The sequence below is a fragment of the Pseudomonas sp. P7758 genome, from assembly GCF_013386485.1.
Classification (GTDB): domain Bacteria; phylum Pseudomonadota; class Gammaproteobacteria; order Pseudomonadales; family Pseudomonadaceae; genus Aquipseudomonas.
This window is the reverse complement of sequence record NZ_JACARS010000072.1, coordinates 1-26,088: the sequence shown is the minus strand read 5'-3', so window position 1 is coordinate 26,088 and position 26,088 is coordinate 1. Positions and strand designations below refer to the sequence as shown.

The 26,088-nt window shown below is 61.9% G+C and carries 25 protein-coding genes; 8 read left to right on the top strand and 17 right to left on the bottom strand.

Annotated features, from left to right (window positions below; translation table 11 throughout):
• Nucleotides 1–40: 40 nt before the first annotated feature.
• The 5 genes from HX873_RS16385 to HX873_RS16365 all read left to right on the top strand — a co-directional run bounded on the left by HX873_RS16385 (nt 41) and on the right by HX873_RS16365 (nt 5,713).
• Complete coding sequence (locus HX873_RS16385; protein WP_003210596.1) at nt 41–1,336, top strand: glycerate kinase; 1,296 nt, start codon at nt 41–43, stop codon at nt 1,334–1,336.
• Nucleotides 1,326–2,741 carry a pyruvate kinase gene (pyk, locus tag HX873_RS16380; RefSeq protein WP_003210597.1) on the top strand — a complete coding sequence of 472 codons (1,416 nt, stop codon included), beginning with the start codon at nt 1,326–1,328 and terminating at the stop codon, nt 2,739–2,741. The genes HX873_RS16385 and pyk overlap by 11 nt, the downstream gene beginning before the upstream one ends.
• Nucleotides 2,742–2,870: 129 nt before the next feature.
• A complete protein-coding gene (locus HX873_RS16375; RefSeq protein WP_177122906.1) occupies nt 2,871–3,746 on the top strand; it encodes an urea transporter in 876 nt (291 codons plus the stop codon).
• 31 nt (nt 3,747–3,777) lie between these two features.
• Nucleotides 3,778–4,602, top strand: coding sequence for an ion transporter (locus HX873_RS16370; RefSeq protein ID WP_177008368.1), 825 nt, complete (start codon nt 3,778–3,780; stop codon nt 4,600–4,602).
• 106 nt (nt 4,603–4,708) lie between these two features.
• Nucleotides 4,709–5,713 carry a sulfate ABC transporter substrate-binding protein gene (locus HX873_RS16365; RefSeq protein WP_003210600.1) on the top strand — a complete coding sequence of 335 codons (1,005 nt, stop codon included), beginning with the start codon at nt 4,709–4,711 and terminating at the stop codon, nt 5,711–5,713.
• Nucleotides 5,714–5,889: 176 nt separating this feature from the next.
• Here HX873_RS16365 and HX873_RS16360 read toward each other — a convergent pair whose 3' ends face one another.
• Nucleotides 5,890–6,504, bottom strand: coding sequence for a DUF5666 domain-containing protein (locus HX873_RS16360; RefSeq protein WP_003210601.1), 615 nt, complete (start codon nt 6,502–6,504; stop codon nt 5,890–5,892).
• A 178-nt stretch (nt 6,505–6,682) separates the two neighbouring features.
• Here HX873_RS16360 and HX873_RS16355 point away from each other — a divergent pair, with 178 nt between their 5' ends.
• Entirely contained in the window at nt 6,683–7,879 is a 1,197-nt protein-coding gene (locus HX873_RS16355; protein WP_087694461.1) for an MFS transporter, read from the top strand.
• A gap of 157 nt (nt 7,880–8,036) precedes the next feature.
• Here HX873_RS16355 and HX873_RS16350 read toward each other — a convergent pair whose 3' ends face one another.
• The 15 genes from HX873_RS16350 to phnC form a co-directional block, all read right to left on the bottom strand.
• Nucleotides 8,037–10,019 carry a M10 family metallopeptidase C-terminal domain-containing protein gene (locus tag HX873_RS16350; protein ID WP_177122905.1) on the bottom strand — a complete coding sequence of 661 codons (1,983 nt, stop codon included), beginning with the start codon at nt 10,017–10,019 and terminating at the stop codon, nt 8,037–8,039.
• 446 nt (nt 10,020–10,465) lie between these two features.
• Nucleotides 10,466–11,962 (bottom strand): M10 family metallopeptidase C-terminal domain-containing protein, encoded by a 1,497-nt coding sequence (locus HX873_RS16345; RefSeq protein ID WP_177049324.1) that lies wholly within the window; start codon nt 11,960–11,962, stop codon nt 10,466–10,468.
• 348 nt (nt 11,963–12,310) lie between these two features.
• Entirely contained in the window at nt 12,311–13,060 is a 750-nt protein-coding gene (phnP, locus tag HX873_RS16340; RefSeq protein WP_003210610.1) for a phosphonate metabolism protein PhnP, read from the bottom strand.
• A complete protein-coding gene (phnN, locus tag HX873_RS16335) occupies nt 13,051–13,614 on the bottom strand; it encodes a phosphonate metabolism protein/1,5-bisphosphokinase (PRPP-forming) PhnN (RefSeq protein WP_087694466.1) in 564 nt (187 codons plus the stop codon). Before phnN ends, phnP begins: the two co-directional genes overlap by 10 nt.
• Entirely contained in the window at nt 13,614–14,759 is a 1,146-nt protein-coding gene (locus HX873_RS16330) for an alpha-D-ribose 1-methylphosphonate 5-triphosphate diphosphatase (protein ID WP_177122904.1), read from the bottom strand. Before HX873_RS16330 ends, phnN begins: the two co-directional genes overlap by 1 nt.
• On the bottom strand, nt 14,749–15,468 hold the full coding sequence (gene phnL, locus HX873_RS16325; RefSeq protein WP_008434762.1) for a phosphonate C-P lyase system protein PhnL: 720 nt from the start codon (nt 15,466–15,468) through the stop codon (nt 14,749–14,751). Before phnL ends, HX873_RS16330 begins: the two co-directional genes overlap by 11 nt.
• Nucleotides 15,468–16,277: a phosphonate C-P lyase system protein PhnK gene (gene phnK, locus HX873_RS16320; RefSeq protein ID WP_085988730.1), complete on the bottom strand. Its 810-nt coding sequence runs from the start codon at nt 16,275–16,277 to the stop codon at nt 15,468–15,470. The genes phnL and phnK overlap by 1 nt, the downstream gene beginning before the upstream one ends.
• Nucleotides 16,238–17,104: an alpha-D-ribose 1-methylphosphonate 5-phosphate C-P-lyase PhnJ gene (locus HX873_RS16315; protein WP_008434764.1), complete on the bottom strand. Its 867-nt coding sequence runs from the start codon at nt 17,102–17,104 to the stop codon at nt 16,238–16,240. The genes phnK and HX873_RS16315 overlap by 40 nt, the downstream gene beginning before the upstream one ends.
• Nucleotides 17,097–18,173 (bottom strand): carbon-phosphorus lyase complex subunit PhnI, encoded by a 1,077-nt coding sequence (locus HX873_RS16310; protein WP_177122903.1) that lies wholly within the window; start codon nt 18,171–18,173, stop codon nt 17,097–17,099. The genes HX873_RS16315 and HX873_RS16310 overlap by 8 nt, the downstream gene beginning before the upstream one ends.
• Nucleotides 18,173–18,763, bottom strand: a complete 591-nt coding sequence (gene phnH / locus HX873_RS16305; RefSeq protein WP_063028147.1) for a phosphonate C-P lyase system protein PhnH — start codon at nt 18,761–18,763, stop codon at nt 18,173–18,175. The genes HX873_RS16310 and phnH overlap by 1 nt, the downstream gene beginning before the upstream one ends.
• The gene (gene phnG, locus HX873_RS16300; protein WP_003210619.1) at nt 18,763–19,200 is read right to left on the bottom strand and encodes a phosphonate C-P lyase system protein PhnG; all 438 of its coding nucleotides are present in this window, start codon (nt 19,198–19,200) and stop codon (nt 18,763–18,765) included. Before phnG ends, phnH begins: the two co-directional genes overlap by 1 nt.
• A gap of 11 nt (nt 19,201–19,211) precedes the next feature.
• Nucleotides 19,212–19,916: a phosphonate metabolism transcriptional regulator PhnF gene (gene phnF / locus HX873_RS16295; protein WP_023659262.1), complete on the bottom strand. Its 705-nt coding sequence runs from the start codon at nt 19,914–19,916 to the stop codon at nt 19,212–19,214.
• 35 nt (nt 19,917–19,951) lie between these two features.
• Nucleotides 19,952–20,734 (bottom strand): phosphonate ABC transporter, permease protein PhnE, encoded by a 783-nt coding sequence (gene phnE, locus HX873_RS16290; protein WP_003210621.1) that lies wholly within the window; start codon nt 20,732–20,734, stop codon nt 19,952–19,954.
• Between the two features lie 148 nt (nt 20,735–20,882).
• On the bottom strand, nt 20,883–21,884 hold the full coding sequence (gene phnD / locus HX873_RS16285; RefSeq protein WP_003210622.1) for a phosphonate ABC transporter substrate-binding protein: 1,002 nt from the start codon (nt 21,882–21,884) through the stop codon (nt 20,883–20,885).
• Between the two features lie 32 nt (nt 21,885–21,916).
• Complete coding sequence (gene phnC, locus HX873_RS16280) at nt 21,917–22,750, bottom strand: phosphonate ABC transporter ATP-binding protein (protein ID WP_177122902.1); 834 nt, start codon at nt 22,748–22,750, stop codon at nt 21,917–21,919.
• Nucleotides 22,751–23,245: 495 nt separating this feature from the next.
• Here phnC and HX873_RS16275 point away from each other — a divergent pair, with 495 nt between their 5' ends.
• Entirely contained in the window at nt 23,246–23,656 is a 411-nt protein-coding gene (locus HX873_RS16275) for an NUDIX domain-containing protein (protein ID WP_177122901.1), read from the top strand.
• Between the two features lie 141 nt (nt 23,657–23,797).
• Here HX873_RS16275 and HX873_RS16270 read toward each other — a convergent pair whose 3' ends face one another.
• Nucleotides 23,798–24,694 carry a LysR family transcriptional regulator gene (locus HX873_RS16270; RefSeq protein WP_177122900.1) on the bottom strand — a complete coding sequence of 299 codons (897 nt, stop codon included), beginning with the start codon at nt 24,692–24,694 and terminating at the stop codon, nt 23,798–23,800.
• Between the two features lie 135 nt (nt 24,695–24,829).
• Between HX873_RS16270 and HX873_RS16265 the strand changes: the two genes are divergently transcribed.
• A complete protein-coding gene (locus HX873_RS16265; protein ID WP_102370293.1) occupies nt 24,830–26,029 on the top strand; it encodes an MFS transporter in 1,200 nt (399 codons plus the stop codon).
• Nucleotides 26,030–26,088: the final 59 nt, after the last annotated feature.

Genomic DNA, 26,088 nt, shown 5'->3' with positions numbered 1-26,088 from the left:
TGATGCACCCCTAATAACAAGAATCCCCGGGAGCCCGCTTATGTCGGTCGATCCGCAACACCTGCTTCGCGAGCTGTTTGCCACAGCCATCGACGCCGCCCACCCCCGGCAAGTCCTCGAACCCTATCTGCCCGCCGACCGCAGCGGCCGTGTCATCGTGATCGGCGCCGGCAAAGCCGCCGCCGCCATGGCGCTGGTGGTGGAAAACTGCTGGCAAGGCGAAGTCTCGGGTCTGGTGGTCACCCGCTACGGCCACGGCGCACCCTGCAAGAAAATCGAGGTGGTCGAAGCCGCGCACCCGGTGCCGGACGCCGCAGGCCAGGCCGTGGCCAAGCGTGTGCTGGAGCTGATCAGCAACCTGGGCGAAGACGACCGCGTGATCTTCCTGCTCTCCGGCGGCGGCTCTGCACTGCTCGCCCTTCCGGCCGCCGGCATCACCCTGGCGGACAAGCAAGCGATCAACAAGGCCCTGCTCAAATCCGGCGCCACCATTGGCGAGATGAACTGCGTGCGCAAGCACCTCTCGGCGATCAAGGGCGGGCGCCTGGCCAAGGCAAGCTGGCCTGCCACCGTCTACACCTACGCGATTTCCGATGTACCGGGCGACCAGGCCACGGTCATCGCTTCCGGCCCCACTGTTGGCGACCCCAGTACCTCGCAACAGGCGCTGGCGATTCTCAAGCGCTACCAGATTGAAATCCCGGCGTCGGTGCGCACCTGGCTGCAAAGCCCGGAGTCGGAAACCGTCAAGCCCGGGGACCCGGTGCTGGCCCGCAGCCATTTCCAACTGATCGCCCGTCCGCAGCAATCCCTGGAAGCGGTGGCGGTGAAAGTCCGCCAGGCCGGTTTCAGCCCGCTGATCCTCGGCGACCTGGAAGGCGAAGCGCGGGACGTGGCCAAGGTGCACGCCGGTATCGCCCGGCAAATCATCCAGCACGGCCAACCCCTGGCGGCGCCTTGCGTGATCCTCTCCGGCGGCGAAACCACCGTCACCGTACGCGGCAATGGCCGTGGCGGACGCAACGCCGAATTCCTGCTGAGCCTCACCGACAGCCTCAAGGGCCTGCCCGGCGTCTACGCCCTGGCGGGTGACACCGACGGCATCGACGGCTCGGAAGACAACGCCGGCGCGATCATGACGCCCACCAGCTACGCCCGCGCCGAAGCCCTGGGCTTGAGCGCCAGTGACGAGCTGGACAACAACAATGGCTACGGTTACTTCGCGGCCCTCGACGGCTTGATCATCACCGAGCCGACCCGCACCAACGTCAACGATTTCCGCGCCATTCTGATTCTTGAAAGCCCTGAAAGAGAGTCCCCTGAACATGACGCCTGACAAGAAGGTCAAGATCCTCGCCACGCTGGGCCCGGCCACCGACAGCATCGACGACATCCGCGAGCTGGTGGAAGCCGGGGTGAATATCTTTCGCCTGAACTTCAGCCATGGCGATCATGCCGACCACGCCCAACGCTACCAGTGGATTCGCCAGGTGGAGCGCCAGCTCAATTATCCCCTCGGCATCCTGATGGACCTGCAAGGGCCGAAGCTGCGGGTGGGGCGTTTTGCCGAAGGAAAAGTGCAACTGATTCGCGGCCAGGCCCTGCGCCTGGACCTCGACCCGACACCCGGTGACCAGCGGCGAGTCAACCTGCCCCACCCGGAAATCATCGCGGCCCTGCAGCCCGGCATGGACCTGCTGCTGGACGACGGCAAGCTGCGCCTGCGGGTGATCACCAAGCACGCCGATGCCATCGACACCACCGTGCTCAACGGCGGCGAACTGTCGGACCGTAAAGGCGTGAACGTACCCCAGGCATTGCTGGAGCTCAGCCCGCTGACCGCCAAGGACCGCCGCGACCTGAGCTTCGGCCTGGAACTGGGGGTGGACTGGGTGGCGCTGTCGTTTGTGCAACGCCCGGAAGACATCCGCGAAGCCCGCGAGTTGATCGGCGACAAGGCGTTCCTGATGGCCAAGATCGAGAAGCCCTCGGCGGTGCAGCGCCTGCAGGAAATCGCCGAGTTGAGCGACGCGATCATGGTCGCCAGAGGTGACCTGGGGGTGGAAGTGCCGGCGGAAAGCGTGCCGCAAATCCAGAAGGACATCATTGGTGTGTGCCGCCAGTTGGGTAAACCGGTGGTGGTGGCCACGCAGATGCTTGAATCCATGCGCTTCTCCCCGGCGCCGACCCGTGCCGAAGTCACCGACGTGGCCAACGCAGTGGCGGAAGGGGCGGACGCGGTGATGCTGTCGGCGGAAACCGCTTCCGGTGAATACCCGTTGGAGGCCGTGCTGATGATGAGCAAGATCATTCGCCAGGTGGAAAATGGCCCGGATTACCAGACCCAGCTGGACGTCAGCCGGCCCAAGGCGGATGCCACGGTGTCGGACGCCATCAGCTGTGCGATCCGCCGTATCAGCAGCATCCTGCCGGTGGCAGTGCTGGTGAACTACAGCGAGTCGGGCAGCTCCACCTTGCGGGCGGCGCGGGAACGGCCGGCGGTGCCGATTCTGAACCTGACACCGAACCTGTCGACGGCGCGACGCTTGAGCGTGGCGTGGGGCGTGCATTCGGTGGTGAACGATCGGCTGCGGCAGGTGGATGAGGTGTGTTCCACGGCGTTGGAGATTGCCCAGGCACAGGGTATGGCGGAGCGTGGGGATACGTTGGTGATTACTGCTGGGGTGCCATTCGGGCAGCCAGGGTCGACCAATTCGTTGCGGATCGAGACATTGATCTAATCCCCTGTGGCGAGGGAGCTTGCTCCCGCTGGACTGCGCAGCAGGCCCATCTTTTGGGGCCGCTGCGCGCCCCAGCGGGAGCAAGCTCCCTCGCCACAAGATTCGGCGCTTTCCTGCAGATTATTGATCATGCCCAACCAACCCTGCCCCGACTGGGCCGAAGCCCTGCTCAACGGCTTCAGCCAGATATTCCTGCAGCGCCACCCGCTGTGTGGCCTGCTCTGCCTGCTGGCGATCCTGGTCGGCGCCCCGGCCCTGCTCGGCGGCGCGCTGCTGGGCGGTGTCGCCGGCTTGCTGACCGCCCAACGCCGCGGCTATCCCAAGGCCGAACGCCAGGCCGGTCTCTATAGCTACAACGGCGTGCTGCTCGGCTTGCTGATCAGCCAGCACTTCAGCTGGTCGGCACTGCTGCCGCCGTTGATTCTCGCCTGCGGTGGCCTCAGCGCAATCCTCACTCGCCAGTGGCTCAAACGCGCCGCCAACCCCGATGACCTGCCCGCCTACACCGCACCGTTTGTGGTACTCGGCTGGCTGCTGCTGGGCACCACCGCGCCCGCCGCATTTGCCGCCAGCGAACCCCGCACCTGGGCGCTACTCTGCGCGCCGTTCACAGGTCTGGCCCAAGTCATCCTGATGGACCACCCCCTCGCCGGCCTGCTGATCGCCCTCGGTCTTGTAATAGCCAGCCGCCGCGCGGCCTTGTGGGCGCTGACCGGCGCGAGCCTCGGCGTGTTGATCGCCCTGTTGATGGACGAGCCCGCCAGCGCCCTGCTCGGCCTGCACAGCTATAACCCGGCATTGGCCGCCCTGGCCCTCAGCCAGCATCGTCGCCAACCCTGGCTGCCGCTGATCGGCATCCTGCTGGCGATCATCCTCACGCCCGGCTTCACCGGCCTGAACCTGCCCGCGCTGACCGCGCCGTTTATCCTCGCCACCTGGCTGGTGCGCGCCAGTCAGCGGGTGATGCAGAAAACCCGCATGGACAGCCCCTTCGAATCCCCCTAGGCTTCGCTGATCTTCGATTCAGGCGACTTCCATGGACAGCAACAAGCACTGGCGTGAGCGTCTCTACGTCATGGTTTTCCAAAGTGACACCCCGGCCGGCCGACGCTTCGACAGCACCCTGTTGCTGATCATCCTGGCCAGCCTGGTGATCGTGATCCTCGACAGCATCCAGGAGGTCCACGACAACTACGCCAACGTGCTGGCCTATATCGAGTGGGGCTTCACCATCATCTTCGCCATCGAGTACGGCCTGCGGCTGTATTGCTCGCCCAAGCCGTTGCGCTATGCCTTCAGCTTTTATGGGCTGGTGGATTTGCTGGCGATCGTGCCCGGGATCCTCGCGCTGTACTACAGCGACGCGCAGTACCTGCTGATTATCCGAATCATCCGGATGCTGCGGATTTTCCGCGTGCTCAAGCTCGGCCCGTACCTCAAGCAGGCCAACTACCTGATGTCGGCGCTGCGGGGCAGCAAGCAGAAGATCGTGGTGTTCCTGGTCAGCGTCTGCACCCTGGTCACGGTGTTCGGCACCTTGATGTACGTGATCGAAGGCCCGGAGCACGGGTTTACCAGCATTCCCAAGGGCATCTATTGGGCGATCGTCACCCTGACCACCGTGGGCTTTGGCGATATCGTGCCGAAGACCCCGCTGGGCCAGGTGATTTCGTCGCTGGTGATGATCACCGGTTATTCGATCATCGCGGTGCCCACCGGGATCTTCACCGCCGAACTGGCCAACGCCATGCGCGGTGAGCAATTGCAAACGGATTGCCCGGTGTGCAAGAAAAACAGCCATGAGCCCAATGCAGCGTTTTGCTCACGGTGTGGCAGCGCGCTTTTCAAGAAACTGGAATAAGCAAAGTTCTTTTTAATCTTTAAGCGACTATGCCCCCCCCGTTATAGTCGCTGGCATATTGCCCCCATGCGTTTCAAAAACCTTCTCGAACAACAAGGAATGAGCAGTGAAAAAACTCGTTAGTGCCTCTCTCCTGGCCGCCGGCCTCGCACTGGCTGGCGTCGTCCAGGCCGCCCCGGTCACCCTGCTCAACGTCTCCTATGACGTGATGCGTGACTTCTACAAGGACTACAACGCCGCCTTCCAGAAGCACTGGGCCGCCGAGCATCCAAACGACAAGCTGACCCTGCAGATGTCCTTCGGTGGTTCGAGCAAACAAGCGCGCTCGGTGATCGACGGCCTGCCGGCTGACGTGATCACCATGAACATGGCCACCGACATCAACGCCCTGGCGGACAACGGCAAACTGGTGCCGGACAACTGGGTTACCCGCCTGCCGAACAACAGTGCGCCGTTCACTTCGGCCACGGTGTTCATCGTGCGCAAAGGCAACCCGAAAGCCTTGAAAGACTGGCCGGACCTGCTCAAGGATGGCGTGCAAGTCATCGTGCCGAACCCGAAGACCTCCGGTAACGGCCGCTACACCTACCTCTCGGCCTGGGGTTATGTGCTGAAGAATGGCGGCGACGAAGAGAAGGCCAAGAAGTTCGTGGGTGACCTGTTCAAGCACGCACCCGTGCTGGACACCGGTGGCCGTGCCGCTACCACCACGTTCATGACTAACCAGATCGGCGACGTGCTGGTGACCTTTGAGAACGAAGCAGAAATGATCGCCCGTGAATTCGGCCGTGATCAGTTCGAAGTGATCTACCCGAGCGTTTCCGCAGAAGCTGAGCCGCCAGTGTCGATCGTCGACAAAGTGGTCGAGAAGAAAGGCACCAAAGTGGCTGCCGAAGAATACCTGAAGTACCTGTGGTCGCCGGAAGGCCAGGAAATTGCCGCCAACAACTACCTGCGTCCACGTGACCCGAAAGTGCTGGCCAAGTACACCGACCGTTTCCCGAAAGTCGACTTCCTGTCGGTAGAGAAGACCTTTGGAGACTGGCGCACCGTGCAGAAGACCCACTTCAATGATGGCGGGGTTTTTGACCAGATCTACTCCGGCCAATAAGCAGTTCTGACTGGAGAAACCCGGTCGCTGATCGTTCCCACGCTCCGCGTGGGAATGCATCATAGGACGCTCCGCGTCCAGGTCGCGCCGCAAGACCTGGACCGTGCGCAATGGTGACGCAGAGCGTCACTGGATGTATTCCCACGCGGAGCGTGGGAACGATCTATCTACAGCCGTTACATCGGCGGTGTCACGCCATCCTTACCCGCAGAAATCGCCTGGGCCGTCACGCTCCCGTCCGCGCCCTTCGCCGCAAACATCACCACCTTCACCCCAGGCTTCAGCAAGCTGCGATCACCCGGTTCCAGGTTGACGATCGGCACATCATCCGGCACCACGATCTTCTGCTCGCCGCCCTTGTACTTGACGGTCAACGTGCGGCCATCGCTCACCACCAGGTCACCCACGGTGCCGTTGGTCATGCTGCTGCCTTCCTTCAGGTCGAACGCACGGTGCCCATCGCCTGTACCGGCCATCGCCGGTGGGAATACATGCACTTCCAGCGCCGTCAGGGTGCCATCCGCGTTGGGCATGGCCGCCGAACCGATGTAACTGCCGGGCTTGATGTCTTCGATTTTTGCCAGGGTGACCGCACGCACCTGCGTGTCCTTGGTCAGGTGCACGGTGACGTCTTCACCGCTGTTGACCTTGACGTGCATCGCGTCGCCGTCCATCGCGGTAATCGCACCCCGCACGCCGACACGCGGGGCATCTGCGGCCTGGGCAACGCCCACGGTCATCAGCGCGGCCAGGCTGGAGGCCAGGAGCATCTTGTTGAATGTCGTCTTCATGGCAGTCGATTTCCTGTTTATGCAGTTGTGACTGAATGTATCATCGACCTTCAGCGCGAAAGTTAACGTTTCAGTCATTAATTCCCGGCATGAGTGTTATCACCACAGACAGGCTACTCGCGCCCGGGGCCAGTCTTTATGCTCGCTCGCCACAATCCTTCGCTTTTATGAGAACGCCATGAACGCCACGCCCCCCGCTACAAGCACGATGACCCGAGGCATGGTGATGCTGTTTGCGTTCTGTTGCGGCGCCATCGTCGCCAACATCTACTACGCGCAACCGATCATCGAGCTGATCGCCCCGGACATCGGCCTCACGCCGGCCATGGCCAGCCTGATCGTGTCCCTGACCCAGATCGGCTATGCCCTGGGCCTGTTCTTCCTGGTGCCGTTGGGCGACCTGCTGGAAAACCGCCGGCTGATGATCATCACCACCGTGGTGGCCATCGCCAGCCTGCTGGGTGCGGCGTTCACCGAACAGCCGAACCTGTTCCTGCTGGTGTCGCTGCTGATCGGCTTCAGTTCGGTGTCGGTACAGATCCTGATTCCGCTGGCGGCGCACCTGGCGCCGGCTGAATCCCGTGGCCGGGTGGTCGGCAGCATCATGGGCGGCTTGCTGCTGGGTATCCTGCTGGCGCGACCGGTGTCCAGCGTGGTGGCCGACCACTTCGGCTGGCGCGCCATGTTCATGGCCGCTGCGGCACTGATGGCGTTTATCAGCGTGGTGCTGATGCTGACCATCCCCAAGCGCCAACCGGATCACGCGGCCAGCTATGGCCAGCTGCTCGCCTCGCTGGGCACCTTGCTGCGCCGCCAGCCGGTGCTGCGCCAGCGCGCGTTTTACCAGGGCTGCATGTTCGCCACCTTCAGCCTGTTCTGGACCGCCGCCCCGCTGGAACTGTCCCGCAACCACGGCCTGAGCCAAAGCCAGATCGCCCTGTTTGCCCTGGTCGGCGCCCTGGGCGCCATCGCTGCACCCATCGCCGGGCGCCTGGCGGATGCCGGCCACACCCACCGCGCTTCGCTGCTGGCGATGCTGTTTGCCGCACTGAGCTTCCTGCCGGCCTTCGTGCACCCGCTGTACAGCGTGATCGGCCTGGCGGTGACCGGCGTGGTCCTGGACTTCTGCGTGCAGATGAACATGGTCCTTGGCCAGCGCGCCATCTACGCCCTCGACGCCAGCAGCCGTAGCCGACTGAACGCGCTGTACATGACCAGCATCTTCATCGGCGGCGCCTTCGGCTCGGCGATTGCCAGCAGCGTGTACGAACACGGCGGCTGGCTGGGGGTGATGCTGGTGGGCAGCGCATTCCCGCTGGTGGCGTTGCTGCGCTTCTTGAGCGCCTCGCGGCAAGGGGCGGTGGCGACTGCCTGACCCACCTTACAACCGCATCAACGGCTCCAACGCCGCATCCGCCAGAAATGACGAGTGACGAGGTCAAGGGCTTGCTGACTGATTGGGAATTACCGCCCAGGGATTTATGGGCGGTATCCCCTCCAGGAGGATGGCGAGCGCCCTGGCGCGTTGCTTTTCAGCGCAGGTGAGTAGACAGACCGATCACGTCCTCTGGCCGGATCAAGCGTGTGCTTTTAAGCAGGAAGTTTGTCTGACGCCGTCCCAGTAAGTCGATGCCCACAAAGTAACGCCCGCTCTGCTGGTTGTATTTGACGACGGTATCTCCAATACGGCCCGTGTAGCTATCCACCAGCCGCAAGGGCGTTCCGACTTCTGTCATTAAACCCGTCAGATCAATTGTGTCTTGGCCACTGGTGAAATCCATGATCAGGTCAGCGTCGTCATAGGCCGAGTCGCTGGCCTTCTCATACCTGAACGTGTTTCTACCGCCCACACCCCAGAGCGTATCTCCACCTGCCCCGCCGGTGAGAACGTTATCCACCGTATTGCCTATGAGCGTGTCACGGCCTGAGCCGCCAATCGCATTCTCCACGGTGACACCTTTGGCTATACCAACGTTATTGCGCAAGCCGCCTACGCTGGAGGCTGCGCCCTCGCGCAAGTCGATGGTCTGGTTCTGCCGGAAGCCCGAAAAGTCCAGGGTGTCATCGCCACCTTTGTCCCTCACCAGGAACCTGGGAGCGCCACTCTGGGAATGCAGGCTAAGGAAGGGATCACCGGTGTTGGAGTTGAAGCCATAGACAGTATCGTGCGGAGCAGGAAAAGGTTCCGGATTCGGGTCCGGTTGAGGTTCTGGCTTGGGCTCTGGTTGGGGCTCCGGCTTGGAAACTCCAGGTTCGTGTGCCCCGCCAGTGACTATGTCACTTGCCTGAATGCCACCCACGCTCTTAATCAGAAAATCCGCTTTGCCCCTGCCAGTGGTGTCGAGACCCAGACTACCGTTTCCGCTGCGCGGGTCATGGCTCAGGACAATCTCGCCAGCACGCCCCGTAAACCGCTCAACAATGTTGAAATGCTTGATTGAGGTATTTTTCAATAAGCCCGAAAGGTCGATCTTGTCTGTGCCGCTGGTGAAATCCAGGATTTCGTCAGGCCTGGTGAGTGTCGAGTCACTCGCTCTATCGTAAGCAAACACGTCCGCGCCTGCGCCGCCTGTCAACCTGTCTGAACCCGCTCCACCCTTGAGCCGGTTGCCGGCCTCATTCCCTATGAGCTCATCGTCACCTGAGCCACCTGTGGCATTTTCAATGACAACGCCCTTGGCGATAGACACATTACCCTTCAAGCCACCCACATTGGAAAACGACTCCGCATTCAGGTTGATCTTCTGGTTCTGGGAAAATAGCGAAAAGTTCAGCGTGTCATTCCCGCCCCCGTCCCATACCGAAAATATCGGGGCGTCCTTCGAGGATTCAAGGCTGAAGTGGTCACGGTCAGTATTGGATTCAAAGCCATAAGTAGTATCGGTATTCCGAATATTGAGATTGGCCCCGTAGAGTTTCTGTACGGCAGCAATATCATCTTTCATTGGCGTTGAAGGTTCGCGCGATTTGAAGTCATGGCCCGTATGATTGGTTTCTCGCCAGTAACTCATCACGCTGTGGGCTCTGGTGTCCTGCGTGTATAGGGCATCTGCATAAGAGTGCACACTTTCACCATAGTCCCCAGGGTGGCCAAGCCCCAGGGCATGTCCCAACTCATGTATGGCCGTTGATAAAAAAACATCGCCATGCCGTGGGGCATCAGAAGCGCCTTTCGTTCCAACCGTAGTGCTCATATCACCGTACCAGCGATTAGGCAGCCCCGACACCCCGCCATTGTCTTCGGGATTGGCCTTGATGGTTATTGAACCATCCGGACCTGGCGCCCCCTCCTTGAAGACAATATTTGTCACGTCCTGCCAAGACGTCAGGGCTTTGCGCAAGGACGCTTTCTGTTGCACAGAGAATTGATCGTCAAGGGTGAAGGAAAGCTCGATTTTGTTATCGCCATTACGATCGTAATGCCTCGAACCCTCTCGCAGGATTTGCTTTGGAGCATCATCCGTGGTGAAGGTTTTTTTTGAGGTTGCGCCATCACTGGTAGTGGCCGCATTCAACGTAGATAGCTCATGACTTGATACAGGCGGACTAACGAAAGAAGCAGTGACTCTCATACAAACAACATCCTTTTAGTTGAGACTTTGATTCATCAGGTAACAGACTTTCAACGCGACTGTTTCACTTAACAGCCGCCTTAAAATCTCACATGAAAAAACCGAATGTCACCCCTATGAACGTTTCAATTTAAATATCCAAACAGCCAGAAACACATCACCAATTTTTTAAGCGCACTATATTTATATTCAGAAGTTTCAGATCAGGCCAGTTCTGCATTCAATATGCGATACGAAGAAAACCGGAGACATATAAACCTACAATTACCCATCGCCCTAACCAGGGCATGAAAACAATCTGCTACACATCCGGCTGCTGCACCACGTGGTGCTGATGGCTGAGAGCCAGGCACTGGAAACAGGGCCAGACTCTGCCTTCACTCTGGCGGTTACCCAGGGGCGCCCGGCTGTTGAAGCAGACCTTTCAATAGCTGCAGCAACGTCGACAATGTCTTGGCGATCATCTCGTTCAACACTGCAAGTGTGGTCGTTTTCGAATCAGGCGCAGGGGGCGGCGCCGGGGACGGTACTACATTTGGCATGGGTAATGGCACCGGCTTGAACCCAGGCGTCGCCCCCGCCCACTGCACATCCGTCGACTTGATCTGGCCAACACTGTTGATCAACAACTCGGCTTTGCCACTGCCGTTCAGGTCAACTTCAAGGCTTGACCGGCCCGTGGCGGCGTCGTACTTGAGCAAGGCCTCGCCAGCGCGCCCCGTGAATCGGTCCGTGAACACCAGGGTGCCCACGCCGGCTTCTTTCAATGCGCCCGACAGGTCGATCTTGTCGGTACCGCTGGTAAAGTCCTCGATCAAGTCAGGATCCTGGGGCGTGGAATCACTGGCCTTGTCGTAGATAAACATGTCCGCTCCCCCGCCACCGCGCAACGTATCAGCCCCTGCTCCACCTTTGAGTCGATTGCCCGCCTCGTTACCGATCAGGGTGTCGCGACCGGCCCCACCTGTTGCGTTTTCAATTGTGCACCCCTTGGCAATCGAGACATTGCCCTTCAAGCCGCCCACGTCAGAGAACGACTCGGCATTGAGGTTGATCTTCTGGTTCTGTGAGAACCCTGAAAAGTCCAACGTATCGTCACCGCCGCCGTCCCATACGCAAAAAACGGGTTTGTCCGTGGCGCTCTTGAGCGTCATCGCCTCCCGCTCGGTGTTGGAGTTGAAACCATACGTGGTGTCGGTATTGCGGGTTTGGTGATTGGCCCCATACAACCGCTGCGCTGCCGCGATGTCGTCCATCATTGGCGCGGATGGATTCGAAGACTGAAAGTCGTGGCCGGCCTGGTTTTTCTCCGACCAGTAGCTCATGACGCTGCGCGCCTTGGTATCCCCGGCATAGACCGCGCCACTGTTGTAGGCAGAGCCGCCACCATTGTAGTTGCCTGGATGCTGCAGGCCGATGGCGTGCCCGATTTCATGTACCGCGGTCACCGAAAAGTGGCTGCCCAGGCCAGGTCTGCTCCCTGCTTTCAGCGTGCCTATCGTCGCGGTCGTGCTGGTGTTGGAGCGTGTAGGTGATGTGGCAACACCACGGTCACCGCGAGGGTTATTTTTAATGTTTACCGTGCCGTCTGCCCCATCTGCCTGCTCCTTGAGGTTAATGTTGGCAACATCCTGCCAGGACTGCACCGCTTGACGAACGCGTTGTTGCTGCTGCGCGGTGAAACTGGGGTCGACGGTGTAGGACAGATCAACTTTCTTGTCGCCGTTACGATCGTGAAACCGCAGGTTGTCCCGCGAGATCTGCTTGCCGGCCTGATCCGTGGTGTAGGTCGGCTTGGCTTTCGCGCCGAAGCCAGTCGGACCGGGGTCAGACTCCGGCAAGTTTTGAAGCATGGGCCTGATGGAGATCGCGTCAAAAACGTTCATGAGAAAGAGCACTCTCTTTTAATTAATAGACGAGCCGGAACAATCGGCATCAGCCATTAAGCTCCCATGCATGGAAAGCACGGGACAGCGCTTATTTAGTTCTCACCGAAACACTTAAAAGCGATGAAACACCCGCTAAGAAACTCAATAAATTACTTGCAATTTAAACAACTGAACACACACCAGCCGTTGCGGCAGCGCCTTGGTTTATCAGAAAAAAAACAAAAACCTACATAATGCCGCCAATATGAATACTCCAAACCGGCATCAACAAAGATACATCCACTCAAACTTTTCATCCAAATCCACCAGCGATCAGGACTTCACCGCTTGACATAACTTCCCACGTTAAATCACCCGCCCATCCCAGCCCACCGTCACATGCCGCGGCAGCTCCCGCCGATGCTGCAACAACCACGCATCCAGCGTATGCCCCACATGGGTCAGCACTCCCAACTGCGCACCCACCTCCTCAATACACTGCAACGCCAGCGTCAGGTCATTGTGATTGCGCGGTGCCTGCGGTTGCGGCGGCATGGAGCAATCGAGTACCAGCACATCCAGCGGCTCGCGTTGCAGCCAATCGCGGGTGGCGGGTGGCAGGCCGACGGTGTCGGTAAGGTAGGCAATGCGCCGCCCTTCACCTTCCAGCAGATACCCCAGGGTGGGCTTGGAATGCAGCAGCGGTAACGCGGTGACGCTCAGTTCACCCAACCGGCGGGTTTCAAACTCGGCAAACGGCTGGCTGAAATCGAGGATGCCGGGGTGCTTGTACAGGTCGGACAACCCTTCCGGATCCACCGGCCCATGCACCGGAATCACCAGCCCCTGGCCCCAGCGCAGATGCAGCAGACCCTGGGCATGATCGGCATGGTAATGGGTCTGGAGAATCCCGTTGAAGCTGCGCGGCGGGAAGCGCTCGGTGAGGTCGGGCAACCCGCTGTCGATCAACCAGCGCTGGTCGCCACACTCGATCAATGCGCTGCATGGGCGGCGGCGCAGGCTCTGGTCATGGCGGGCCAGGCCACAGGCGGCGCACTCACAGCCATACACCGGCACTTGCCGCGCATCGCCGGTGCCCAGCAGTGTCAGGCGCATGCAGGTTGCCCGTCGAGGCAGCCCAGCAAGCGCTCAACCGTGTGTTCCAGTTGGCCGGAATTGTCGAGCAGGAACACGTCTGCAGCAGCGCTCAATCCCTCGGCGAATCGCGCATTGCGCGCCAGGCGCAGATCAATATCCGCCAGGGATTCGCGACCCCGCGCCAACAAGCGCTGGCGCAACACCCCTTGGTCTACCGTCAGCAGCACCACCAGCAGGTTCGGGTAACGCAGCCGGGTTTGCGCCAGATGGCCGCGGGAGCCGTTGACCAGCACATCGTGCCCCGCCGCCAGCCACTCATCGATTTCTCGTGGGATGCCATAGGACAACCCGTTGGCGTGCCAGCTGAGGGCAAATGCGCCCTCGGCCTCCATTGCGGCAAACTGCGCCGGGCTCACACCCTGCGCCGCTTCGCCCACCGCTTCCGCCGAGCGGGTGATGACCCGCCGCACAATGCGGCAGCCACGCTCGGCCAGACGCGGTCGTGCGGCATCCAGCAGGCTGTCCTTGCCCGAACCCGATGGTCCGATGAGATAGATCAACCTGCCTGCCATCAAAACACCCTCTTCGCTTGTCGCCACACTTGTTGGACCACGGGCAGTCCGTCGCGGCTCCTGGCTTGCACCAGGTCGGCCCGCAGACCCGTGGCGATTTCGCCGCGATCACTCAGGCCCGCCGCGTGTGCGGGCGCCAGGCTGATCATCCTGACCGCCCGCGACAGATCGCCGCCATCCTGTTGATCGGCCAGCACGAACGCCGCCTGCAACAGGCTGGCCGGGTAGTAGTCACTGGAAAGTATATCCAGCAATCCTTCGGCGGCCAGGCCGGCGGCGGCCACATTACCCGAGTGGGACCCGCCACGCACCACGTTCGGCGCGCCCATCAGAACTTTCATGTTCAGTTGCCGGCAGCCACGGGCGGCTTCCAGGGTGGTGGGGAATTCGGCGATGGTCATGCCGTAGCGCGCCGACTCCTCGACGTGAGCCAGGGTCGCATCGTCATGGCTGGCCACCGACAGGCCGCGTTCCAGGCAATGCTCGACGATCGCGGCGCGGTAGCGGTCGCTGTACTCCCTGGAGTTGGCCATTTGCAGCTTGATGAACGCGTCCATGGTCTCGTCGTTCAGGTGGTACTTGCCCATGTAGTACTCACGGTACTTGGATTCGAGCACGAACTGGCGCTGGCCCGGCGAGTGGTCCATCACCGACACCAACTGCACCAGCGGGTTTTCCACCAGGTCACGAAACACGCTCAAGGTGTCGGGATGGCACAGCTCGCAGCGCAGGTGCAGGCGGTGTTCGGCGCGGGTCAGGCCGGCGCTTTCTGCTGCCGCGATGGCGTTGAGCATCGCCGGCAGTTTCTGCATGCGGTTGCCCTTGGGGTTCACATCGCCGATGGACACCGCGTCGAACACCGTGGTGATGCCGGCCGCAATGATTTGCGCGTCATGGCTGAGTACCGCCGAGGTCGACGGCCAGTCCACGCCGGGGCGCGGGGTCATGTGTTTTTCCAGGTTGTCGGTGTGCAGTTCCACCAGGCCCGGCAACAGGAAATCCCCTTCAAGGTCTTGGGCCTGGGGCAGTTGGCTGCGGCCTTCGGCGATGTCGACGATCAGCCCGTCACGCAGCACGACGCTGCCAAGGAACATGCGATCAGCCGTCACCAGCCGGGCATTACTGAGGATCTGTTCAGCGGGCATGGGCGTATTCCTCTTGGGCAACAGGCGCGGGGGTCATGTCGAAATGGCGGTCGGCGACCGCTTCACGGGCGGCGCGGTCGTGGAAGATGCCGATCAAGGCCGCGCCGGCAGCCTTGGCTTCGTTCATCAGTTCCAGCACCACCTGGCGGTTGCTGTCGTCGAGGGACGCGGTGGGTTCGTCCAGCAGCATCACCGGCCAATCCACCATGAAGCCGCGGGCGATGTTGACCCGCTGTTGCTCGCCGCCGGAGAACGTACCGGGTGCCAGCTGCCACAGGCGTTGTGGGATATTCAGGCGGGTCAGCAGATGCTCGGCGCGCGACTGTGCATTGGCCTTCGACCAGCCACGGGCCAGGGCGGGCTCCATCACCACATCCAGGCAGGCCACCCGCGGGATCACCCGCAGAAACTGGCTGACGTAGCCGAGGGTCTGCTGGCGCACCTGCAACACCTCCCGCGGCTCGGCACCAACCAGCTCCAGCCATTCGCCGAGGTGCTGTACTCGGATGCTGCCGCCCGCCGGCAGATAGTTACCGTACAGGGTGCGCAGCAACGTGCTTTTACCGGCGCCGGACTGGCCATGCAGCACCAGGCACTCACCGCCTTTCACACTGAACTCCACCCCGCGCAGCACGTTCAGCACCACGCCGTTCTGCTGGTGCAAGGTGAAGGTTTTCGAGAGGTCACGGACCTCGATCAAGGCGTTCATCATGGTTGCAATACCGAAGACACCAGCAGTTGAGAGTAAGGGTGCTGTGGATCGTCGAGGATCTGGTCCGTCAGCCCGGTTTCCACCACGCGCGAGCGGCGCATCACCATCAGGCGGTCGGCCAGCAGGCGCGCCACGGCGAGGTCGTGGGTCACGATCACCACCGCCAGATCCAGCTCGCGAACGAGGCCGCGCAACAGGTCGAGCAAGCGCGCCTGCACCGACACGTCCAGGCCGCCGGTGGGTTCGTCCATAAACACAAGGCGCGGGCTGGAGACCAGGTTGCGGGCGATTTGCAGGCGCTGCTGCATGCCGCCGGAAAAGGTCCGGGGCAAGTCGTCGATGCGCTGCGGGTCGATTTCTACCTGGCCCAGCCAGTCGAGGCCGGCGCCACGCAGTTGCTCATAGTTGCGCACGCCCTGGGCCATCAGGCGCTCGCCGATATTGGCGCCGGCAGACACGCCCATGCGCAAACCGTCCCGAGGGTTTTGCTCGACAAAGCCCCATTCTGTGCGCAGCAAGGTGCGACGTTCGGCTTCGCTGGCGCTGTACAGATCCAGCCATTCACCGTCCTTGCCGCGATAGCCGATGTTGCCGGCCTGCGGTGGCAGACGCCCGCTGAGCAGCGAGAGCAAGGTGGACTTGCCCGAGCCCGACTCACCGACAATCCCCAACACTTCGCCGGGGTACAAATCGAAGCTGACGTCCTGGCAGCCCTTCTCTTCTCCGTACAACAACGACAGGTCACGCACTTGCAAAAGAGGCTGGCTCACTGGTTGTTCTCCTTGACCCGTTGGGCGCAGTACCAGGTGTCGGAACACACAAAACTCTGGGTACCGGCGTCATCGAGAATCAGCTCATCGAGGAACGATTCATGGCTGCCGCAGATCGCGCAGGTGTGTTCCCACTTCTGCACTTCGAACGGATGGTCTTCAAAGTCGAGGCTGGTGACCTGGGTGTACGGCGGCACCGCGTACAGGCGCTTTTCGCGACCGGCACCGAACAGCATCAGCGCCGGGCTCATGTCGAGTTTCGGGTTGTCGAATTTCGGGATCGGCGAGGGGTCCATCACGTAGCGCTCATCCACCATCACCGGGTAGGCGTAGCTGGTGGCGATATGGCCGAAGGTGGCGATGTCCTCGTAAAGCTTTACGTGCATTACCCCGTAGTCATTCAGGGCGTGCATGGTGCGGGTCTCGGTTTCCGACGGTTCGATAAAACGCAGCGGCTCCGGGATCGGCACCTGGTAGACCATGATCTGATCGGCCTGCAACGGGGTTTCCGGGATGCGGTGGCGGGTCTGGATCACCGTGGCGTCCGGGGTGCTTTCGGTGGTGGCGACGCCCGCGGTGCGCGCAAAAAAACGCCGGATCGACACGGCGTTGGTGGTGTCGTCGGCGCCCTGGTCGATCACCTTGAGCACGTCGTCAGCCCCCAGGATCGCGGCGGTCAGTTGCATGCCGCCGGTGCCCCAACCGTAAGGCAGCGGCATCTCGCGGCCACCGAACGGCACCTGGTAACCGGGGATCGCCACGGCCTTGAGCAAGGCGCGGCGGATCATGCGTTTGGTCTGCTCGTCGAGGTAGGCGAAGTTGTACGCCGGGTCACGCGCAGGCGCTTGAGTCAGGTCATTCATGGCGGGTGCCCTCGGCCGGTTGGCGCAGTTTGCGGATCAGTTCCAGCTCGGACTGGAAGTCCACGTAGTGGGGCAATTTGAGGTGGGAAACGAAGCCCGCCGCCTCGACGTTGTCGCAGTGGGACAGCACGAACTCTTCCTGTTGGGCCGGCGAGACGATCTCTTCGTTGAACTCATTGGCCCGCAGCGAGCGGTCCACCAGGGCCATGCCCATCGCCTTGCGCTCGGCATGCCCGAATGCCAGGCCGTAGCCCCGGGTGAACTGCGCCAGCTCGGTGGCCGAGCCGACGAACTGGTTGACCATCTCGCACTCGGTGACTTCGATGCTGCCCAGGCAGACCGGGAAACCCAGCTCTTCCGGGTCGATCCACACCTCGACGTCGCCGATGCGAATCTCACCGGCAAACGGGTGGTTGCGACCGTAGCCGCGCTGGGTCGAGTAACCCAGTGCCAGCAGGAAACCTTCGTCGCCACGGGCCAGGGCTTGCAGGCGCTGGGCGCGGTTGGCCGGGTATTCCAGCGGGTCGCGGGTGATGTCGGCGACGCTGCCGGTGTCGTCGGATTCGTTCTTGATCAGCCCTTCCTTGGCCAGCAGGCCGAGTACCCGAGGGCACGCTTCCAGAGTCGCATCCGGCGTGGTTTGCGGGCCCGGGTATTCACCTTCGGCCAGCAGTGCGAAGTCCAGCAGGCGGTGGGTGTAATCGAAGGTCGGGCCCAGCAGTTGCCCGCCCGGCACGTCCTTGAAAGTCGCCGACAAACGCCGACTCAGTGACATCTGCGCGGTATCGATCGGCAGGCTCGGGCTGAAGCGCGGCAACGTGGTGCGGTAAGCCCGCAGCAGGAAGATCGCTTCCACCAGATCCCCCGCCGCTTGCTTGACCGCCAGTGCGGCCAGCTCCGTGTCGTACAGCGAGCCTTCGCTCATCACTCGCGCGACCGCCAGCGGCAGTTGCTCGCGGATCTGCTCCACGCTCAATTCCGCAATGGAAGTATCGCCCCGGCGTTTTTTCGCCAGCAGGCGGTGGGCATTGTCGATGGCCTGTTCGCCACCCTTGACGGCTACGTACATCAGGCATGCTCCTGTGCAATTCGAGTGCTGCGTGGCAGGCCGATCAGGTGATGGCCGGCGGCGAACAACACGTCCAGGCCACGGGGAAACGTCTCGCGGCGTTGACGTTCCAGCCAGAATGCTTGAGGCACCGGCAGGTTGACCTGACGCTGGGTCTTGATCCCCGGACCGCGCCAGTTCAAGGCGCGACCGGCTTCCAGGTCGGTCAACTGGACCAGCAAGGTGCAGGACTGATCCGGGTAGCGGTCATTGCCGTGGTCGAAGCCGCTGAGGTCGAGCAAGTCCTGTTCACCGAGCAAGGCGAACGCGGCCTCTTCCCGGTTGGCGGTCAGCGGGCAGCCGCAGTGGAAGGCCAGGTTGGCGCGGATCAGCGGCGTGTCGAAGCACGGCGCCAGCCACAGCGGTGTGTCCATATCCAGCAGCGCCAGGCACAGCGCATAGGTAGCCGGCGCCAGGCCTTCAAGGCTGGGGGCCGCGGGCAAGGACTGGATCAGGCCGGGCTCGGCGAGGGCCTTGAGGGCCCCGCGAAAACCGCGCTGGGCATCCAGCACCGGGTCTACAAAGGCCGGTTGCAAGCGTTGGGCATTCATCAGTTTTCTCCTCGAACCAGGGTGAAGAACTCGACCTTGGTGGCGGCGGTGTCGGCCTCTTTTTGCGCCCGGCGCTCGGCCTGGGCGTTGGCCAGTGCGCCGATCAGGTCGCTGAGCCAGGGGCTCGGGTGTGCGCCCTGCAAATGCGCATCCGCCAGGGCCGCCAGTTCGGCGTGGACCTTGTCGCGCCCGGCCAAATAGCTGTAGCCGGTACGCCCGTCAGCCAGGCGCACCACGCAGCGGGTCACGCTCATTTCGCCGAGGTTGAACGGCGCGCCATTGCCGCCCATGCGGCCACGCACCAGGGTCATGCCGATTTCCGGGGCGCGGATCAGTTGGTAATCCACGTCGCGCAGGGCGTCTTCATGGGGCAGCAATTCACTGCGAAAGGCGCGGGCGAGCACGCCGATCCAGTGTTGACGCGGGGACAGGTTCATCGGGGTCTCCATCAGGTCACCACTTGGTACTGGAAGCGATCCGAACGGCTGGTGGACTGCGCCAGCTCCACCGGGCGGCCGTCGCGATCGCGGGAAAGGGTGAATACGGTGAGCGCCGGCAAGTGCCGGGGCATCATCAGCAGTGCGGCTTCGTCGCGGTTGGGCAAACGCGCGCCGATCAGGCTTTGGGTACGGGTCAACGGCATGTCGCGCTCACGCAGGTAGTGGCGCAGCGAGCCGCCGTTGTAGTCCGCCAGCAGCGGCGCATGGCTGGCGCAGTAACGGTGGCGGATCAGGCTGACCGGCTGGTGATCGAGCTTGCGCAGGGTTTGCAGCTCGATCATCGGCGCCATCTCGGCAATGCCCAGTTGCTGGGCCTCTTCACGGCTGGCGAAGCAGTAGCGGCGCTTGAGCAGCATCGCTTCCACGCCCACGCCTTGGGCCGACAAGGACTGGCTGTAGGAGGTCTCGGCGCCCATCGGGTAAATCAGCGGGCGGTCCAGCACCTGGGTGCCTTTGCCCTGGCGGCGCAACAGGCTGCCTTCGAACACCAGCTCGTCGATGGCGCGGCGCAGGGTGTGGCGGTTGACGCCGAAGCGTTCAGCCAGTTGCACCTCGCCCGGCAGGAATTCACCGGCCTGGTAGCTGCTCAGTTCGCGGCGCAGGATGTCAGCGAGTTCGCGGTACACCGGCTCATCTTGTCTAGACAACTGCATGCTTAAAAAAAGCGCCTTGGGGCACCCCTCCGACGTCAGATGAACTGCTTGCGCAGGCGTTGGGACAGCACGTCGATACAGCTCACCACCACGATGATCACCAGCAGCACCGCGCACGTCTGCACGAACTGGAACGCGCGGATGTTCTCCCAGAGGATCACGCCGATCCCGCCGGCACCGACCATCCCCACCACCGTCGCCGAACGCACGTTGGCCTCGAAGCGGTAGAGCGCGTAGGACACCCACAGCGGCATCACTTGCGGGATCACGCCGTAGATCACCTCTTGCAGGGCACTGGCACCGGTGGCTCGCACACCTTCAACGGGGCCCGGGTCGATGGCTTCGACGGCTTCGGCAAACAGCTTGGCGAGGACCCCGGTGGTACTGATCCACAAGGCCAGGACACCGGCAAAAGGACCGAGGCCGACGGCGACCACGAACAACATCGCGAACACCATTTCGTTGATCGAACGGAAGGCATCCATCACCCGGCGCAGCGGCTGGTGAATCCACCACGGCGTGATGTTGTCGGCGCACAGGATGCCCAGGGGCACCGAGCAGACGATCGCCAGCACCGTGCCCCAGAGGGCGATTTGCACGGTGACGATCATCTCCTTGAGGTAGGAGCGCCATTCGTGGAAGTCCGGCGGGAAGAAGTCGGCGGCGAAGGTCGCCATGTTTCCGGAGTCGCGGTACAGCGCCAGCGGGTTCATCTCGGCGCCGTGCCAGGCCCAGGCCAGCAGGATCAGGAACAGGCCCCAGCCCAGGTATTGCGGCCAAGTCCTTTTGCCCACTGCTTCAGCATGCAAGGTAGTCATGGGTCACTCTCGGTGTAGGGTTGGAACTGGGCTTAATGTGGGAGCGGGCTTGCTCGCGAATGCGGTGACTCAGTCGTCGGATGCGTTGAATGACACACCGTATTCGCGAGCAAGCCCGCTCCCACATGAACCCGATTCCTACAGGGGGTTAGCCGTTGGCTGCGGTCTTCTTGTCCAGTTCGGTGATGCGCTCCTGCAGCTTGGCCAGGTCGGCGTCGATGTCGGCGAGCTTCCTGGCCTTGTCAGCCGCTTCCAGCTTGTCGTCGGCGCTGATGGTGGTGCGCTGCTTGAACAGCTCCAGTTGGCGGATCGGCAACAGCTGGTCGTCGCTGGACTTGAGGAACTTGCCCAGTTGCATGTTCTTCAGCACGGCCTTCTCTTCGTCGGTGTCACCGTAGTTGGCGAAGAAGTCGCGGATCTTGGTCTTCTCGCTGTCGCTCAGGGCCTTGCTCCACACCATCGGGTCGGCCGGGATCAGCGGCGACTTCCAGATCACCTTGAGCATGGCGGCCTTGTCCGGCTGGGTGACTTCCAGGCGGTCCCAGCTTTCGGTGTTGAAGGTGGCGACGTCCAACTGCCCCTTGGCCACGCTCAATGCGTTGACTTCATGGCTGGAGTTGAGGGTGCGCTTGAAGGCGGTGGCAGCGTCGACGTGGTTCTTGGCGAACACGTAGTAGCCGGGTACCAGGTAGCCCGAAGTGGAGTTCGGGTCACCGTTGCCGAAGGTCAGGTTCTTGGCGTTCTTGAGCATGTCATCGACGTTGTTGATCGGGCTGTCCTTGCGCACGATCAGCACGCTCCAGTAACCGGCAGCCCCGTTGGCGGCGGCGGTCTGGGCGAAGATTTCGCCGTTGGAACGGTCCACCGCTTCCATCGCGGCCTTGTTGCCCAGCCAAGCCACGTCGACCTTGTTGAAGCGCATGCCCTGGATCAGGCCGGCGTAGTCGGAAGCGAAGGTGGCGTTGATGGTGAGGCCGGTCTTCTTGTGCATGTCATCCAGGAAGGGCTGCCAGATGCTCTTGAGGTTCTGCGAAGACTCGGTGGACATGATGCCGAAATTGATCGCCTTGTCGGCGGCCTGGGCAGTGCCCATGGCCACGCTGGCAAGCAGCACGGCAGACAGAAACACATGACCGATACGGTTCAACATGGAGAGGATTCCTGTGGGTCGTTAGTAAGGTTTCAAGCGCGGGCCAGGGCCAACCGTGCGGGGACGACGGGTGTGCGGGTCTGGTCGGAAAACATCAGGCTGGTGTCCACATCGGCACCGTACAAATCGTTGAGGAACTGGCTGCTCAGCTCGCTGGCCTGGCCATCGAAGTGAATCCGCCCGCCCTTGAGCGCCACGGCTCGCGGGCAATAACGCATGGCGTAATCGACCTGGTGCAGGGTGACCACCACGGTCTTGCCGTCGCGGCCGTTGATGTCGGCGAGGATCTCCATGACCTTGCGCGCCGACTCCGGGTCCAGGGAGGCGATGGGTTCATCCGCCAGGATCACTTCGGCGCGTTGCGTCAAAGCGCGGGCGATTGCCACGCGTTGCTGCTGGCCGCCGGACAAGGTGGAGGCGCGCTGGCAGGCCAGGTCTGCCAGGCCGACGCGGGCCAGGGATTCCATGGCGAACTGTTTTTCCTCGGCATTGAACAAACCGAGGTTGCCGCGCCAGCGCGGCATGCGGCCCAGGCAACCGAGCAGTACGTTGTCGAGCACGCTCAGGCGGTTGACCAGGTTGAACTGCTGGAAGATGTAGCCGATGTCGGCGCGCAGGCGCCGCACCTTGCCATTCAACCGCCCGCTGGCCTGCACTTCCCGGCCCAGCACCTTGACGCTGCCGCCGTTGCTCTTGTCGCAACAGGCCAGGCCCGCGAGGTGGCGCAGCAAGGTGGACTTGCCGGAGCCGGAAGCGCCAATCAGCGCGACCATCTCACCGGTGGCAACGGTGAGTTCGAGGTCGACCAGCGCGGATTTCTTCGCAAAGGTCTTGTTCAGATGATCGACATGGATAGCTGGAGTCATGGGCTTCTCTGTCTGGTTGAACAGCCATCCGTGGCTGCGTTTGAGTTCAAACGACAGTAGGCGCGGGCTGTGTCAGCCCTATGACTTGCACATGACTGGAGTAAAACCGTTTGATGAAGGTTTGATGAAAGGTTGGAAGTAGCTGTAGGACGTTGATCGTTCCCACGCTCTGCGTGGGAATGCCGCCTCGGACGCTCTGCGTCCATTGAAGTCTTGCGCAGTGGTGACGCCGAGCGTCACGGGATGCATTCCCACGCAGAGCGTGGGAACGATCCATACCTAACTTGTGGCGAGGGAGCTTGCTCCCGCTGGGCTGCGCAGCGGCCCCAAGCCTGGGTGACACGGTCTGTCAGATGTACTGAAGTGGCTGACTTGGGCCTGCTTCGCAGTCCAGCGGGAGCAAGCTCCCTCGCCACAAGGTCTTCGCCCGGCATTGGAAATGTGCCGGACTGTGGTGCAATAGCTGGCCGCCAATATGTGCAAAAGGACAACGTGATGGGAAAAGACAAGGCATGTCCGGTCATCCTGCGAACCCGCCAATCCCTGGAAATCCTCGCCTTCAAACACCCACTGGCAGGTCTTCAACTGGTCAAGGGCAGCTTGGAGCCTGGCGAAAGTACCGAGGCTGCGGCAGTTAGAGAGTTGCTTGAAGAGGCCGGGATAACCGGCAAGGTGATACGTGACCTGGGCACTTGGCACTCAGCGTCCACGGGGCATACATGGGCCTTTCATCAATGCCTGATCCCTGAAGACCTGCCAGATACCTGGACCCATTTTGCAGAGGATGATGGCGGCCACGAGTTCCAGTTCTTCTGGCACCCGCTGGCGGGCGAACCGTCAGAAGAGTGGCATCAGGTGTTTAAAGATGCCCTGGAGTTTCTAAAGCCGCGTCTTGCCGAGATCTAACTGGCAACGTAAATCCAATGTGGGAGCCGGGCTTGCCCGCGATAGCGGTGTATCAGCAACAGTTTCAAAACCTGATCCACCGCTTTCGCGAGCAAGCCCGCTCCCACATTTTGATTTTCATCAGGTTCAAACTGCCCGGTGTTATTGAGCGATGCGGGCGCGCAACCGCGGCATTACAAAATCCAGAAACGCGCGCAGTTTCAGCGGCAACGGCGACTGGCCTTTGTGCACCAAACTGATGGGCAATGGCGCCGACTCAAACGCTTCAAGCAACACCGCCAGTGCCTCTTCCCGCAGCGCATCCGCCACTTGATACGACAGCACTCGAATCACCCCAACCCCCAACGTCGCCGCCGCAATTGCCGCTTCTGCGGTGTTCACCGACAACCGCGAATGCACCGGTACCGAGAGCCCGGTTTTACCCGCGCCAAATCCCCACGCCCCTTGGGACGCCAGCACTTCGAAGGTGATGCAGTCATGTGCCGCCAAGTCCCGGGGTTCGGCCGGTACACCGCGAGCGGCCAGGTACGCCGGGCTGGCGCACACCACCCGCCGCACCGCGCCCACCTGCATGGCCTTGAGCGAGCTGTCGGGCAACTCGCCAATGCGCACCGCGACGTCGCAGTGTTCTTCCATCAGGTGCACGACGCGGTCGGTGAGGATCAGGTTGATGTCGATCTCCGGGTACTGCGCGAGGAATTCCGCCACCACCGGCACGATGTGCAGCCGCCCGAAGACCACTGGCGCGGTAACCACCAGTTCGCCCCGGGGCTGGGAATATTCGCCAGTGGCCGCGCGCTCGGCCTCGCTGATGTCTTCAAGAATGCGCCGGCACGCGTCGAGGTAAGAGGCGCCGGCATCGGTCAACGACAGCTGGCGCGTGGTGCGGTGCAGCAGGCGGGTTTTCAGGTGCGTCTCGAGCTCGGCCACCTTGCGGCTGACGCTGGCCAGCGGCATGTCGAGGCGCCGCGCCGCAGCGGTCAGGCTGCCTGCATCAACCACGGCAACGAAGATGGACATGGATTCAAGACGGTTCATGGCAACCTATCAAATTCTGGAAGGATGATTCCAAATCCTAGGGGATTATCCTGCCAAGCGCGAGTGCGTAACGTTAGCCACTCATCTCCTTCCCGGAGATCTGCATTGAAGGAGAGCGCCGTGAGTGGCCTGCCGATGACATCCCAACCTTCCACAGCGCCTGCGGTCGCGCCGCGCGGCAAGATCATCATGATGGCGGTGATCGCCGGCGCGGTGATTACCAATATTTACTGCACCCAGCCGATCCTGCCGCTGATCGCTTCGGACATGGGCGTGGACGTGACCACCGTGGATCTGGTGGCCGGTTCCGCCCTGCTGGGTTTTGCTACCGGGCTGGCGTTGCTGCTGCCGATGGGCGACCGTTTTGACCGCCGCAAGCTGGTGCTGGGGCAGATTGCCCTGGCGTTCTGTTTCGCCCTGGCGGCGGCGTTTTCACCGGGCATCTGGGCGCTGATCGGCGCGTCTTTCGGCTTGGGGATTGTGAGCTGTGTACCGCAGCAACTGGTGCCATTCGCGGCGGTGATGTCGCAGCCCCACGAACGCGGGCGCAATGTGGGCACGGTGGTCAGCGGGATCATGGTCGGCATCCTGCTCGGGCGCACGATCGCCGGCGTAGTCGGTGAGGCTTATGGCTGGCGTGCGGTGTACGCGATGGAGGCGGCCTTCATGATCCCGGTGTGGATCGGTGCCGCCAGGCTGCTGCCACAAGGCGTGCCGAGCACCAACCTGTCCTACCCTCGCCTGCTGGCTTCGCTGTGGCCGCTGATGCGCGACAACAGCCCGATTCGCCAATCAATGATGGTGCAGGCGTTGTTGTGGGCTTGCTTCAATGCGTTTTGGGTGAATCTGGCAGCACTGTTGGCTCATGGGCCATGGCAATTGGGCAGCGCCTGGGCCGGTGGCTTCGGGATTATCGGTGCGGCGGGTGCGTTGGCGGCGTCGCTCGGTGGGCGGGCTTCCGACAGGCTGGGTTCGCGCAAGGTGATTGGGGCGAGTATCGGGATTGTGACCTTGGCGTTCCTGCTGCTGGCGGGTGCCGAGACTTCGATTATCTTGCTGGTGCTGGGGGTGATCGTGCTGGATATCGGCGTGCAGTCGGGCTTGGTTTCCAACCAAACCCGGGCGTTTGCGGTGGACCCGAAAGCCCAGGGCCGCATCAATAGTTTGTACATGACGGCGACGTTTTTTGGCGGTGCGGTGGGGGCGACAGTCAGCGGCTGGTTGATGTCGCGGTTGGGCTGGATGGGGATTGTGGAGTTTGGGGTGATGCTGGGGGTGATTGCCGGGGTGGTCCACTGGACAAGCGCGCCCAGGCAGACTGAGGAGCTGGCGTAATTTCAAATCAAACGAGATTCAAAATGTGGGAGCGGGCTTGCTCGCGAATACGGTATATC